General features: G+C 75.0%; 8 protein-coding genes. 4 read left to right on the top strand and 4 right to left on the bottom strand.

Annotation, left to right across the window (positions count from 1 at the left end):
• Positions 1–91: 91 nt before the first annotated feature.
• Positions 92–3,454, bottom strand: a complete 3,363-nt coding sequence (locus ACIPXM_RS15490) for a BTAD domain-containing putative transcriptional regulator (protein ID WP_401655411.1) — start codon at positions 3,452–3,454, stop codon at positions 92–94.
• 216 nt (positions 3,455–3,670) lie between these two features.
• Between ACIPXM_RS15490 and ACIPXM_RS15485 the strand changes: the two genes are divergently transcribed.
• The 3 genes from ACIPXM_RS15485 to ACIPXM_RS15475 all read left to right on the top strand — a co-directional run bounded on the left by ACIPXM_RS15485 (position 3,671) and on the right by ACIPXM_RS15475 (position 6,986).
• Positions 3,671–5,038 carry a cytochrome P450 gene (locus tag ACIPXM_RS15485; protein WP_401655410.1) on the top strand — a complete coding sequence of 456 codons (1,368 nt, stop codon included), beginning with the start codon at positions 3,671–3,673 and terminating at the stop codon, positions 5,036–5,038.
• Positions 5,039–5,256: 218 nt separating this feature from the next.
• Positions 5,257–5,637, top strand: a complete 381-nt coding sequence (locus ACIPXM_RS15480; protein ID WP_401655409.1) for a hypothetical protein — start codon at positions 5,257–5,259, stop codon at positions 5,635–5,637.
• A 59-nt stretch (positions 5,638–5,696) separates the two neighbouring features.
• A complete protein-coding gene (locus ACIPXM_RS15475; protein ID WP_401655408.1) occupies positions 5,697–6,986 on the top strand; it encodes a sensor histidine kinase in 1,290 nt (429 codons plus the stop codon).
• Between the two features lie 25 nt (positions 6,987–7,011).
• Here ACIPXM_RS15475 and ACIPXM_RS15470 read toward each other — a convergent pair whose 3' ends face one another.
• Complete coding sequence (locus tag ACIPXM_RS15470) at positions 7,012–7,722, bottom strand: DUF4232 domain-containing protein (protein WP_401655407.1); 711 nt, start codon at positions 7,720–7,722, stop codon at positions 7,012–7,014.
• Positions 7,723–7,964: 242 nt separating this feature from the next.
• On the opposite strand from ACIPXM_RS15470, the gene ACIPXM_RS15465 reads away from it, so the two are divergent.
• Positions 7,965–8,822, top strand: coding sequence for an SDR family NAD(P)-dependent oxidoreductase (locus ACIPXM_RS15465; protein WP_401655406.1), 858 nt, complete (start codon positions 7,965–7,967; stop codon positions 8,820–8,822).
• A gap of 69 nt (positions 8,823–8,891) precedes the next feature.
• Here the strand turns inward: ACIPXM_RS15465 and ACIPXM_RS15460 are convergent, their stop codons facing one another.
• Positions 8,892–11,960 (bottom strand): hypothetical protein, encoded by a 3,069-nt coding sequence (locus ACIPXM_RS15460; protein ID WP_401655405.1) that lies wholly within the window; start codon positions 11,958–11,960, stop codon positions 8,892–8,894.
• 2 nt (positions 11,961–11,962) lie between these two features.
• Entirely contained in the window at positions 11,963–13,861 is a 1,899-nt protein-coding gene (locus ACIPXM_RS15455) for an HSP90 family protein (RefSeq protein ID WP_401655404.1), read from the bottom strand.
• Positions 13,862–13,949 lie beyond the last annotated feature (88 nt).

The raw sequence follows: 13,949 nt of genomic DNA, 5'->3' as shown, positions 1-13,949 counted from the left end.
CCGATTCCGTCACCCGGACACCGGCTCCGGACCAGGCCCGGGACCCGGCCGTGTCCGGCCCCCGGCGCCGCCCTACGCCCCGGCCGCGGCCCTACGCCCCGGCGTCGGCCGTGGCCCCGGACGTGGTCCCTGCCTCGGTCGTGGTCGCGGATGCGGTCCCGGTCATGGCCGTGGCTTCGGGTGCGGCTCCGGCTGCGGCTCCGGCCTCGGCTTCGGCTTCGGTCCCGGCCGGGCGCAGGGCCTGACCGTCGCTCTCGGTCCGTACCGCCCGCTCCTCGCTCGCGATCCGGACGTCGGGCCCGTCGGCCTCCGTCCGTACCGCGCGCCCCTCCGCCGCGCCCGCCGCCCGCTCCCACTCGGCGAGCAGCCCGGTCATCCGCTCGACCTTGATGGTGTCGCCGAGGTCGGCGAACATCGCGAGCGCCTCGCGCAGCCGTCGCAGCGCCGCCTCCGGATGGCCCCGCTCCTTGAGGGTGTTGGCGTAGACCCAGGTGAACTCGGCGAGCATCTGCGGCGACCCGGCGGCCCTGCACTGCTCCTCCACGTCCCGGATCGCCGCCTCCGCCTCGGTCAGCCGGCCGAGCGCCATCAGCGTGACGCCCTCGTTGAACATCGCCATCAGGTAGTACGAGGAGTGCGGGTGCTCCCGCAGGATGTCCCGGGCCTCGCGGGCCAGCAGCAGGCTCTCCTCGTGCTCGCCCGCCATGCCCTTGAAGCCGATCGCGTTGTTGTAGACGCGGGCCGCGTACTCGGTCAGTCCGGTCGTCCTGACCAGGCCGAGGGCCTGGTCGGAGACCGCGGACGCGGCCGCCCGGTCGCCGCCGTGGAACAGCGCCATGCACTGGGCGATGAGGGCGTGGATGTGCGCGTTGCCGTCGGCGGGCGTGGTGCGTTCGACCGCCCGACGGGCCAGCGCCAGGCCCTCCGCGTGCCGCCCGCAGTCGGACAGGGCGTCCGCCGTGCACGCCTCCAGGGTGGCCACGGCCCGGGTGGTGCCGCTGGTCCTGGCCGCGCGCAGACCCGCCCGCATGCAGTTGAGGCGGTGACTGAGCCGCCCGGTGGACAGATAGCCGCGGCTGGCGACATGGGCGAGCCGCCAGGCCCGCTCGTGCTCGCCGCGGTCGGCGGCCTGTTCCACCAGGGCCCGGATCACCGGCTCCTCGACCTCGAACCAGGCGAGCGCCGTCCGCACGTCGGGGGTACGGGGCAGGGCGCGCGGCGGGTGGGCCAGGGGTTCGTGGATCTCGGGGCCGGGCTGCACGATCGCCGACACCCGGCCGACCGCGGCCAAGTAGTAGTCGAGCAGCCGCGCGAAGGCGGTCGGCCCGGTCTCCGGCGGCTCGCTCTCCAGGAGTTCGGCGCCGTAGAGCCGGACCAGGTCGTGCCGCCCGTACCGGCCGGGGGCACTCTCGTTCAGGAGGTGGTACGCGGCGAGCGAGCCGAGCGCGTCCCGGGCGCGCCCGATGTCGGAGCCGAGCAGCGCCGCCGCCGAGGTGGCCGCGACCTCGGCGCCCGGGTGCACGGCGAGCAGCGCCAGCAGCCGGGCCGCGTCGCCGGTCAGATTGCGGTAGGTGACCGAGAGCGCGGTGCGCACCCCGGTGGTGCCCTGGGTGTCCAGGGTGATCAGCCGGGTCTGCTCGTCCTCCAGCTCCTCGACCAGATCGGCCAGGCTCCAGCCGGGCCTGGCCGCGAGCCGGGACGCCACGATCCGCAGCGCCAGCGGCAGCCGGTCGCACAGCCCGACCAGGCGCCGGGCGGCGTCGGGTTCCTGGCGCACCCGCTGCTCGGTGAGCAGCTGCTCCAGCATCCGCAGCGCGTCCGGGTGCGGCAGCGCGTCGAGGTGGAGGAGGGTGGCGCCCTCGGTGACGATCAGGTCCTCCAGGGAGTTCCGGCTGGTGATCACCACGGAGCAGTCGGCACCCGCCGGGAGCAGGTCGGCCACGTGCCGGGAGGAGGCCGCGTTGTCGAGCACGACGAGCAGCCTGCGGTCCCGGGTGTGCTCCCGGTAGAGCGCCGCCCGGTCCTCGAACTCCTCGGGCAGCGCGGCGCCGTGCACGCCGAGGCCGTAGAGCAGCTGGCCGAGCGCGTCGGCCGGGTCGGTGGCGCCCGCCGGGTCGAAACCGCGCAGGTCGGCGAAGAGACAGCCGTCGGCGAACCGGGCCGCGGTGTCCCTGGCCCACTGCACGACCAGCGAGCTCTTGCCGGAGCCGGCCGCCCCGGCCACGATCGCGCAGCGGCTGCCGATCCCGTCGGGGCCGCAGGCGCGGTCGAGCCAGCGGGTCTCGGCACCCCGGCCGACGAAACCGGGCGGGCGGCGCGGCAGCCGGGTGTGCGGATCGCCGTCCCCGGTACCGGTACGGACACCGGTACCCGTACCGGTGTCCGCTCGCGCGGTCTCCGGGGCGTGCTGGGCCTCCGTACCGTCGGGGCCCGCGGGTGCGTCGTGGCCGGGGGAGCCGTCGACGGTGTCGCCGTCGCCGTCGCCGTCGCCGTCTCCGTCGGTGTCCGCGGCCGGAACGGCTCCGGCCGTGCCCTCGTCCGGCGCCGCTTCCGTCACCGGGCCGGGCCCGGCCGTCGTACGGACCGGTCCTGGCGAACCGTACGCGTCCGGCTCATCCGGCTCCTGCCCCTGCCGGGCCTCCCGCCCCTCGCGCTCGACGAGCGCGGACAGCGCGAGCCCGATGGTCGCCTGCGGCGTCGGGGCGGCGACCGGCTGCCCGGAGAGCACGTCGGAGAATGCCTGTTGCAGCGCGGCGCCGGGCACGATGCCCAGTTCCTCGTCGAGCCGGCCCCTGGCCTCGTGGTACGCGGCGACCGCGTCCGACGCGCGGCCGGCCTGGTGCAGACAGCGGATCAGGGCGACCACGGCCGGCTCCCGCAGACCGTCGGCGCGGACGCACTGTTCGAGGGCCGGGATGGCACTGGCGCCCGAGCCGAGCCGGAGCTCCCGCTCCGCCCACTCGGTGAGCACCCCGACCCGGACCTCGTTGAGCTCGGTCGCGAGCGAGGCGCGCAGCTCGGTGTCCGGCAGATCGGCGAGCGCGGCCCCGCGCCACAGCCCGAGGGCCTCCTGACAGCTGGCGGCCGCCGACCGGTCGTCGGGCAGGGTCCTGGCCCGGTCCGCGAGCCGGCGGAACCAGAGGGCGTCGACCGTGCGCGGGTCGCCGATGAGCTGATAGCCGGGCTGCCGGGTGAGCAGGTCGAACGGGGAGTCCACGAGCAGTTTGCGGAGCGCGGCGACATGGCCCTGGAGGGCGGCCTTGGCCTGGGCGGGCGGTTCGTCGCCCCACAGCAGCGCGTAGAAGCGTTCGACCGGGACGCAGCGCCCCAGGTCGTACGCGAGCAGCCCGAGCACCGCGCGGCGCTTGGCGCCGCTGAGCGGAGCGGGCGCGTCCGTGCCCGGCCAGAGCTCGACCGGGCCGAGCAACCGTATGCCGACCTGCTCTCGTTCCACCAGGTCAACCCCCACATCCACGATCCTGGCGGCACAGCATACGTGCGTCGGGGTCATGGTGGATGTCTTCCGGCGCAAGATCATCTGTCCTGGGGCGGTCGGTCCCGGTACCTGACGGAGTCGCGCGCTCCGCTCCGTCCGGTGAACCGGCGTGGCCAGGACCCGCGTTCTCCCCTGCATCTCCGGCCGACAGACCCGTGAGGAGAACCGCTCCGGATGCCCCAGTCCCCCGATCACATCAGTCACTCTGATCACTTTGACCACTCTGATCACAGCGATCCCGCCCATCGCATCGGTCCCACCGACTCCACCGACTCCACCGACTCCACTGACTCCACTGATTCCACCGAACCCACCACGCCCACCACGCCCACCACGCCCACTGAGCCCACCGCACCCGCCGAGCCCCGCTACTTCCCCGAGCCGCGCGGCGCCTGCCCGTTCGCCCCTGCGCCCGCCTACGAGCGCGCCCGCGAGGAGGAGCCGGTCAGCCGGGTCCCGCTGCGGGACGGCTCCCGGCCCTGGATGGTGACCCGGCACGCCGACGTCCGTACCGTCCTCACCGACCGCCGCTTCGGCGCCGACGCCCGCCGGGCCGGATTCCCGTTCCCGTTCGCCGCCCGCGCGTTCGTGCTCCAGGGCGAGCCGCCGTTCGTCCGGATGGACGGCGAGGAGCACGCCGCCCAGCGCCGGATGGTCACCCGGCACTTCACCGCCCGCAGGACCGAGGAGCTGCGGCCCCGGATCCAGGAGATCACCGACCGGGTGCTCGACGAGCTGGTCGCGGCGGGCCCCGACGCCGACCTGGTGCGGGACTTCGCGCTGCCGGTGCCCTCGCTCGTCATATGTCACCTCCTGGGGGTGCCGTACGCGCAGCACGCCTTCTTCCAGGAGCGCAGCCGCGCCCTCGTCGACCACACCGCCACCCCCGAGCAGACCGCCGAGGGCTGGCGCGAACTCGTGGAGTACCTGGAGCGCCTGGCCCAGGACAAGCTGCGCGAACCGGACGACAGCATCGTCAGCGACCTGGTGAACAAGGAGTGGCTGGAGCCCGCGAAGGCCGCCGCCATGGCCCGGGTGCTGCTGGTCGGCGGGCACGAGACCAGCGCCAACATGGCCGCCCTCGCCGTGCTCGCGCTGCTCCGCCACCCCGACCAGCTGGCCCTGCTCCAGGAGCGGCCCGAGCTGCTGCCCGGCGCGGTCGGCGAACTGCTGCGGTACGTCACCGTGGTCGGCGACCCGGGACTGCCCCGGGTCGCCGTCGAGGACGCGACCGTCGGCGGGCAGCCGATCCGGGCGGGGGAGGGCGTCCTGTGCATGCTGCCGGTCGCCAACCGGGACCCCGAGGTGTTCCCGGCGGGCGCGACCCTCGACGTGACGGCCGACGCCCGCGGCCATCTGGCCTTCGGCGCGGGCCCGCACCAGTGCCTGGGGCGCCCGCTGGCCCAGCTCGAACTGGAGATCATGATCGGCTCGCTGTTCCGGCGGCTGCCCGGCCTGCGGCTCGCCGTCCCCTTCGAGGACCTGCGCTACCGGGAACGCGCGCTGATCCACGGACCCCTGGAGCTGCCCGTCCGCTGGTGAGCCGGGTGGACCCGGGGCGTCCGCCCGGGCGCCCGGCCCGGCCGGAATGCCGTCCGGAATGCCGTCGGGACCCTGGCCGGGGCCGGGCCCGCTGCGTACACTCCACCCTCAGTCCGGGGTCCGGGGCCTGGCATCCGGCCCGGGGGTCCGGACGTGGACGCGCCGGTACGAGCCGGAGCGCGCGGGCGTGTGCGGGTGTGTGCGAGGGGGGCGAGCGGATGGCGACGGAGCCGGTTCCCCGGCGTGAGGTGGTCACCCGGCGCCCGGACAGCGGCCCGGCCCCCGTGCCGTACCGGCCGCAGGCCGAGCCGTCCGACGACCTGCCGCCCGCCGCCCGCGCCCACGTGCGCACCCTGATCCGCGCCCAGCTGCGGGCCGCGCTGCTCACCGGCGGCGCGCTCGTGCTGTTCGTCGGCACGCTGCCGCTGGTGTTCCGGCTGCTGCCCGGCGGCGGGCACGGGACGGTCGCCCCGGTCGTCGTCTGGGCGGTGCTCGGCGGCGCCGTCTACCCGCTGTTCCTGGTGCTCGCCCGCTGGTACGTGCGGCGCGCCGAACGCAACGAGGACGACTACCGCCGGGCCGCCGCGGAAGGAAGCTGACCGGTGGCCCGTACGACGAGGACCGCGACGGCGGCCCCCCGACCCTGGAAGCCGCGCCGATGACCGTCCTGTTGCCGCTCCTGATGTGCTGCGCCGTCGCCGGGGCGGTCGGCTTCGCCGCCGGGGCCGCCTATGTGCGCGGCGCCTGGTTCGTGCCGGGCGCCGGATACGTCAGGGGCCGGGCGCGCGTCCGGGGCGCCGGGCGGGCGCGGCGGGCCGAGGCGGGCGCGGGCCGGGGCGAGCGGCCGGAGGTGCCGGACACCGTGGAGGGCGCCACATTCCACACCCTGCACACCGCGTCGCTCGCCGCGCCCCCGCTGCGCGCCGGGCTCAACGCCGACACCGCCCGCAAGGCGGTCCGGCGGCTGCGTCCGCTGCTCGGCACCCGGTCCCTGGCGCTCACCGGTCCTGACGGCGTCCTCGCCTGGGAGGGCGCGGGCGACCACCACGCGGAGCAGCTCGCCACCCACGCCACCAAGGCGGTGCAGACCGGGCGGACCCGTACCTTCAGCGTGGACTGCGAACAGGGCGACTGCGGCGTACGGTTCGGGGTCGTCGCCCCGCTCACCGCGGGCGGCCGCAACACCGGGGCGCTCGCCGCCTTCGGCAGCCACGACTCGGCGGCGGTGGTCAGGGCCACCGAGGAAGTGGCCCGCTGGGTGTCGGTCCAGCTCGAACTGGCCGAGCTCGACCGGGCGCGCAGCAGTCTCATCGAGGCGGAGATACGGGCGCTGCGCGCGCAGATCTCGCCGCACTTCATCTACAACTCGCTCGCCGCGATCGCCTCGTTCGTCCGCACCGACCCCGAAAGGGCCCGTGAACTCCTCCTCGAATTCGCCGACTTCACCCGCTACTCGTTCCGGCGGCACGGTGACTTCACCACCCTCGCCGAGGAACTGAACTCCATCGAGCAGTACTTGGAGCTGGTCCGGGCCCGCTTCGGCGACCGGCTCCAGGTCACCCTCCAGATCGCCCCCGAGGTCCTGCCGGTGGCCGTCCCGTTCCTCTGCCTCCAGCCCCTGGTGGAGAACGCCGTGAAGCACGGCCTCGAGGACTCCGCCGACCGCAGTCTGGTCACCATCGCCGCCGTCGACGAGGGCGCGAACGCCAGGGTCAGCATCGAGGACAACGGCGTCGGCATGGAGCCCGACCGGCTGCGCCGGATCCTGCACGGCGAGGCGGGCCCCGGCACCGGCATCGGTCTGCGCAACGTCGACGAACGGCTGCGCCAGGTCTACGGCGCGGAGGCGGGCCTGGTGATCGAGACGGCGCTCGGCGCGGGCACCAAGATCACGCTGCGGATCCCGAAGTACCACCCGGGCGTCCACGCCCGGGCGGCCGCCCGCTAGGCCGTGTTTTTCGGATCAGGCCGGATCAGCTCTCGAAGCCGTAGAGGGCGACCTCGTCCGCACCGGTGCGGCAGACGTTGAAGACACCGGCGGAGCCGTCGGCCTTGGTGACCTTGACGGTGGCGTTGCCGTCCTTCGGGAGGGCGAACTCGATCGTGGACGCCTGGACGGGGCAGACCTCGCGAGCCGAAGCGGAGCCCTCGAAGTTGAGGTCGGTGTAGGCGACCCGGGCGGTGACCGAGGCGCCGGGCTTGATGTCGACGGCGTCGGTGCCGTTCTCCGCGTTGTCGACCATGACCGGATCCGCCTTGCCCTGGTCGTCCTTGGCGGTCAGGGTGCTGGCGCCGACGATGGTGCAGGTCTTCTTGGAGACGTTGGTGACCTTGACGACCGCCGAGGCCGGCTGGTGCTCGCTGGCGTGGTGCGCCGAGGCGGTGAAGGTGACCGAGGTGTTCTTGGTGGTGCAGGCGACGGTGTCGTAGGAGTCGCCGCTGCCGCCGGTCGAGCCGCCGGACGCCGAGGCGCCGCCGGACGAGGCCGAGGCGGAGGCCGACCCGCTCGGCTGGGCGCTCGCGCTCGCGGTGGCGGTCGCCGTGGCCGGGGCGGCGGCCGACGTGGAGGTGCCGTCGGCCGGTCCGGCGTCGGCGGCCTTGTCGGAGCCGCCGCAGCCGGAGAGGGCCAGGCCCGCCAGGGCGACGGAGGCGGCGACGAGGGGGATACGGGCGGGAATGCGCATGACGTCCTTCAGGGCAGGGCGGAACGAACAGCCGTCACAGGCCAGAACGCCGTGGACATGATCGCGGTTCACGACCGCACAGGACCTTCACGAACCGCACGAACGGGCCATGCCCGGCGCACCACGCCCGGACGTGTCATTTGCCTTCGCGTGCACTCCAACACCTAGCGTGGCGAACGCATCGACCGAGCGACCAGGTGACCGACCGGTCGCACGAACGAACGACAGTGGAGAGCGCCCTCATGAGCACCCAGGCCGACACCTTGAAGACCGTCCTCATCACCGGCACCTCGACCGGCATCGGCCTGGCCACCGCGGTCGCCGCCGCCCAGGCCGGGTTCCGGGCCGTGGCCACCATGCGCGACACCGGCAAGGCCGACCGCCTGCTCGCAGCCGCCACCGAGGCCGGGGTCGCCGACCGGGTCGTCGTCAAGCGCCTCGACGTCACCGACGCCGCCTCCGTGAAGGAGTGCGTCGCCGAGGTCGTCGCCGCCTACGGCGCCCTCGACGCGGTCGTCAACAACGCGGGCGCCGGGCAGGTCGGCACCATCGAGAACGACGGCGTCGACGCCGTCCGCTCCGCGATGGAGGTGAACTTCTTCGGCGTCGTCGAGGTCACCCACGCCGCCCTGCCGCACCTGCGCGCCGCCCAGGGCCGCCTGATCACCGTCACCTCGGTCGGCGGTGTCGTCGGCCAGCCCTTCAACGAGGCGTACTGCGCCGCCAAGTTCGCCGTGGAGGGCTTCATGGAGTCGCTGGCCCCGGTCGCCGCGACCGTCGGCGTGACCGTCACCGTCGTCGAGCCGGGCGCCGTCGCCTCCGAGTTCGTCGCCAGCGCCGCGCCCGACATCCCGGCCCTGCTCGCGGCCGCCGGCCCGTACCGCCCCGCGATGCAGGCGTACGTCGACCGCACCACGACCTCCTTCAGCGCCGCCCAGACCGCCACCGACGCCGCCACCCCGATCATCGAGGCGCTCACCGCCGAGAAGCCGGTCTTCCGGGTGCAGACCTCCGACTGGGCGCGCGGCTTCGTCGGCACCAAGCTCACCGACCTCGACGGCTCGGGCGTCCAGGGCCTGACCACGACCTGGGTCCGCTGACCGCCCGAGCCCTCGGGGCGGCGGCCCGCGTCCGCCCGGCTCCCCGCGTACGGGGAACCGGGCGGAGCGTCACGCCTCCTGAAGGTCCGCCCTGAGCTGGTCCAGGATGGCCGCCGCCTCCTCGTGGCCCGCGGCGCGGCAGCGGGCCGCCTCCGGGACCAGCCGGGCGATCGCCGCGTCCCGCAGCTCAAGCCCGTTCGCCTCGATGAGCGCGGCCATCCGCACCGCCTCGGCCCGGGGCAGCTCGCCGTCTGCGCCGCCCCGCCCATGGGTGGCGATCGCCGCCTCCATCGCGGTCAGCGCCTCCGGGAAGCGCTCCGCCTCCGCGAGCACCCGGCCGCGCCGGTACTCGACCGACCCCACCTCGTACCAGAGCGCGAAGGCCTCGTCGTCCGCCGACGCGGCGGCGAGCAGCTCGTCGCCCCGGTCCAGATGGGCGAGCGCCTCCGCCACGCCCTCGGCGCCGCGCTCCACCATGACGAGCCGGGCGAACTCCCGCGCCATATGGACGGTCCGCGGGGTGTTCGGCGCCTCCGCGTGTGCGGCGAGCGCGCGGTCGTACGCGGTGCCCGCCGCGTCCCAGCGGTCGGCCAGGGCCAGCGTGATCGCCGCGTCGGTGGCGACCAGGGTGAGCACCGCCCGGTCCTCCACCGGCCAGCCCGACACCAGGTCGGCCAGGCGCAGGAACTCCTCCGCCGCGGGCAGGAACTCGCCCAGGTCCCGCAGCCCGCGGCCCAGCGAGAGCCGCGCCTGTGCGAGGACCCGGTCGTCGAGCAGGTCCGCCGAACCGTCCCCGAGCACCGACTCCAGGACCGCGACCGCGTCCTCGGGCCGGCCCGACTCGCTCAGCACATCGGTGAGCTGGAGCCGGACCGAAGCGGCCTCGGCCGCCTCGCCCGCCTGGTCGAACCGGGCCGCCGCCTCCGACAGGTGGCGCACCGCACCGGCCGCGTCGCCCGCGTGGCTCGCGGCGTGCCCGAGCAGCGCGTACGTCGGCGCCATCGGGAAGTCACGGTCGTCGTACCGCACCGCGTCCGCGATCGCCTGGTGCAGCAGCTCCAGCGCCTCATCCGGCCGGTCCGCGCCGATCAGGAACTGCGCGAGGAGACAGCGGGCCCGGGAACCGCGCCACGGCCGCCCGGCCGCCGCCACGTCGGCGAGGGACGCCCACAGCTCGGCCTCGGCCATGGCGAGATCGCCCCGGCGGCCCGCCACATCGGCCACGAACTGCCGGGCGGACGCCACCTGGTGCGGCATCGCGAGGGCGCCCGCCTCCGCGCGCAGCGCGGACACCGCCCGGTCGAACCGCGCCACGGTCTCCTCGGCCGCCTCCGGCAGCTCCGTGAGGAGTTCCCGGTAGGCCGCGTAGGCCACCGAGTTGAGCACCTTCACGTATTCCTGGGCCCGGGCCGCGCCGACCCCGTGCCCGTCGACGGCCGAGGCCGTCTCGCCCGCGCTCGGCGCCGTGTCGGTGAACGGCGCCTTCTCGCGCAGCACCGCCGCCTCGTCGAGCACCGCGTCGAGCGCGGCCCTGGCCTCCGCGACGGTCATCGCCCGCACCTCGGTGCCGGCGCCGTCGTCCGCGCCGTCGTCCGCCGTGGCCGTGGCCGTGTCCTCGTCGGAGTCCCCGAGCCACGGGCCGAAGGCGAGACCCCGCGTCCGTGCCGAGAGCGCGTGCCACTCCATCCCCACCGCCGTGTACAGCTCCGCCGCCCGGTCCACCTCGGCGACGAACTCCGCGCGCCGCTCGGCGTTCCCGAACTCCGCGGCCCGGTGCAGCGCCAGCTCCGCGTCGAACAGCTCACGGGGACCGAGCGCCTCGTCGTACGGCTCGGTGGCGTGGCGCTCCTCGACCAGCGTCCACAGCCGGCTCTCCACCGGCCGCCCCTCGCTCGACCGGCGGCGCGCCTCGCGCACCAGGGCGGTGAAGTCCTCGGGGACCGTCACGACGGGACGGTCGGCCGCCTCGGCCACCCCGGCCGCCGGAGCGGCGGCGGTGGTGGCGGCGGTGGCGGGCGCCGCGCTCCGCGCGAACGTCGCGCGCAGCCCCAGCGGCAGCGCCGTGTCGAGCAGCGGGGCGCGCTCCAGTCGGGCCCGGCGGCGGTCGCCGACGGCCGTCGTGCCGTTGCGGGCGTCGAACGCGGCGGCCAGCCGCCCGGCCTCGGCCCGCGCGTGGGCGAGCAGCGTGTCCGCCGTCCAGTTCCGGCCGGGCGGGCCCGCGACCGCGGTGTCCCCGTGGCCCTCCGCCACCAGCCGGGCGACCAGCACCTCGACCCCGGTGAGGAAGCCGAGCCGGTCCAGCGGGGCGCCGTCCGCGTCGAACAGCGCGCGGTTCTCGGCGAGGATCTCCAGCCCCCGGCCCTCGTTGCGGGACAGGGCGCAGAACTCCAGGTGGAGACCCACCTCGTGCTGCATCCCGGTGTTGCCGCGGACCTTGCGGTAGCCGGTCAGGTGGTGCGAGCGGGCCTCGTCGAGCCGCCCGGTGCGCAGCAGCGGGAGCAGCGCGCGGGCCTGGCTCATCTGCGGCTCCTCGGAGCAGCTCTGTGCCCCGTCGAGGACCGGCTGCCACCGGTCGAGGGCCGCCGTGTCGTCGCCCGAGGTCACCAGATGGGCGGCCATGCTCCGGGTCTCGCACGCCTCGCAGTCGCTGAGCTCGGTGCGCGGCCGGGTCACCCACAGGTCGAAGGCGTCGTCGGCGCCCGCGCCGATGTGCGCGGCCACGTGGAAGCGCATGGCCGCCACCGGCTGCATCTCGTGCCGCGCGGACTCGTACCGCTCGCGCATCCGCTCGGTCCAGCCGCGCACCGACGCCAGCGGCACCTCCGGCACCTGGAGCAGCGAGGTGGTGACCCACTTGAAGCGCCAGAAGACCTGGTGCGCCTCCCACTCGCTGAACGACTCCGGCTTGTCGTCCCACAACTTGAGCAGCCGGGCGAAGACCACCGGAGACTTGCGGTGCTCACCGGTGAACTCGTATGCCGTCATCAGCTCCAGGAGGGCGGTGACCAGCACGTCCGCCTGGTCCAGGACCTCGGCGGCCTCGACCAGCTCCTCGCCGGTCACCGTGCGGTGCAGACCGTGCGGCCGGTCGTGGTTCTCGCGCAGCGCCTCGAACACGGCCTCGGGGGTGTCCAGCATGCTCAGCTCTCCTTCCGGGGCTCGGTGCCGGGGGTGTCCGTACCGGGGTGGTGCATGGCGTGGGTCAGCAGACCGATGAAGGCGCGGTTGAGCAGGGCGCTCTCGCTCGCCCGCAGCGGGCGGCGGCTGAGCAGCAGCGCCTGCCCGTACAGCGCCTCGGCGGTAGTCACCGCGAGCCCCCGCTCGGTGATCGTCAGGGCCTGGCGGACCAGCGGGTTCAGATGGTTGAGGACCAGCTGGGCGCGGGGCGTCTCGTGGCGCAGCGAGCCGAGGATGTCGGCCCACAGCCCGTCGCTCTCGCTGGCGAGCCCGGCCCGGGTGCGCTCGTGGCGGGCGTCCCGGTTGTCCAGGAGCAGCGCGGGCGCGGTGACCGGCTGGAAGTCGCGGAGCACCACGTCGCAGTCGTGGACGCCGACGGTCTCCCGGGCGACCGCGAGGAACGCGGCGGCGCGCAGCTCGGCGGTCGGGTCCACGGCGTCCAGGTGCGCGGTGACGGTCGCCGGGTCCAGGTCGGTGACGGTGGTGCCCGGGCGGATCTCTGGCAGCCGGAGCACCAGGTCGCGGTCGTAGGTGTAGCCGCCGTTGACCACGCCGAGACCGGCCGCCGCGGCGATCGGCGCGACCTGCCGGAACTCCTCGACGCTGCGAGCGACGAGCAGCGTCGGGTGGGTGCGGGCGAACTCCTCCAGGGTCACGTTGCCGTCGGTGGTCTCGAACGGCAGCCAGGGCAGCACGATCCGCAGCAGCTCGTCGTCGTAGCGGGCGAGCGCCTTCACCGCGAGGTGATGGGTGTCGATGAACCGGTGGAGCAGCGACGGGTCGCTGGCGGCGAGCCCGGTCAGCCAGTCGCGGATCCGGTCGCCGAGCGCGTCCCGTACCGCGGACAGCGTGCCGTCCTCGTACAGCGACTCGCGCGACGCGGTCGGCCGCAGGGTGCCGGTGTCGACCACGCAGCGCACGAAGAACGCCCAGTCGGGCAGCAGTTCCGGCGCCTGGTCGGTGAGCAGCATCCCCTTGAGGTGCACCCGGTGCCCGGCCCGCTGCGCCGGGCTGACCGGCGTCGGCAGCACGTACGCCACACCGCGCAGTCCGGCGGCCGGCAGGTCCAGGTCGATGGCGTCGAGCGGGGTGAAGTCGAACAGCTCGCGGCAGTACGCGGTCAGCGCCTCGCGGCGGGCCAGCGGGGAGCGGTGGGTGCGCTCCCACGGCGGCGTGTCGTTGATCCGGTGCTGGTCGCCGCGCGGTCCCACGACCGTCACCGCGTGCCGCAGCAGCCCGCCGTAGTGCCGGGCCAGCTCGACCACCCGGTCGGGCGTGGTCCACTCCGCGTTGTCCAGGCGCGGGGTGAGCCGCACGGTGGTGCCGGGCTCGGGCGCCTCGGCGGCGGGCAGCGTGCGCAGCGTGTAGCGCCCGTCGGAGTGGCCGCGCCACTCGACGGCGGGCGCCGCCGGGTCGGCCGCGGACCGGCTGACCACGGTGATCTCGTCGGCCACCACGAAGCAGGCGAGCAGACCGATGCCGAACTGGCCGATGAACTCGCCGCGCGCCGCGTCGAGTCCGGCGCCGTCGAGGGCGCCGTCGGCGGTGCGCTTGGAGCTGCGGCCGATGGTGGCGAGGAAGCGGTGGACGTCGGCCTCGGTCAGACCGACGCCGGTGTCCGTGACGGTGAGGGTGTCACCGGTGCGCACGGTGATGGTGCCGGGCGCGCCGGGGTCCAGGGCCTGGCGGGCGGTGATGGCGTCGACGGCGTTCTGCAGCAGCTCGCGGAGGTAGACGCGCGGGCTGGAGTACAGGTGGTGGGAGAGCAGGTCGACGAGGCCGCGCAGATCGACCTGGAAGGTGTGCGCGGTCTCGGCGGGGGAGGAGTCGGGGGTACCGGAGGAGCCGGAGGAAGAGAACACGTGACGACGTCTTTCGGTGACGGGAGGTCTCGGGACGGGGGAGGGGCCGTCGGCCGGTCGCGGGCGTCCGTTCCGCGCGCGCGTACCG

Origin of the sequence: Streptomyces sp. NPDC090025, from assembly GCF_044748125.1 — a bacterium.
Lineage (GTDB): Bacteria > Actinomycetota > Actinomycetes > Streptomycetales > Streptomycetaceae > Streptomyces.
The sequence above is the reverse complement of the archived record's forward strand: the minus strand, read 5'-3'. Positions and strand labels throughout refer to the sequence as shown.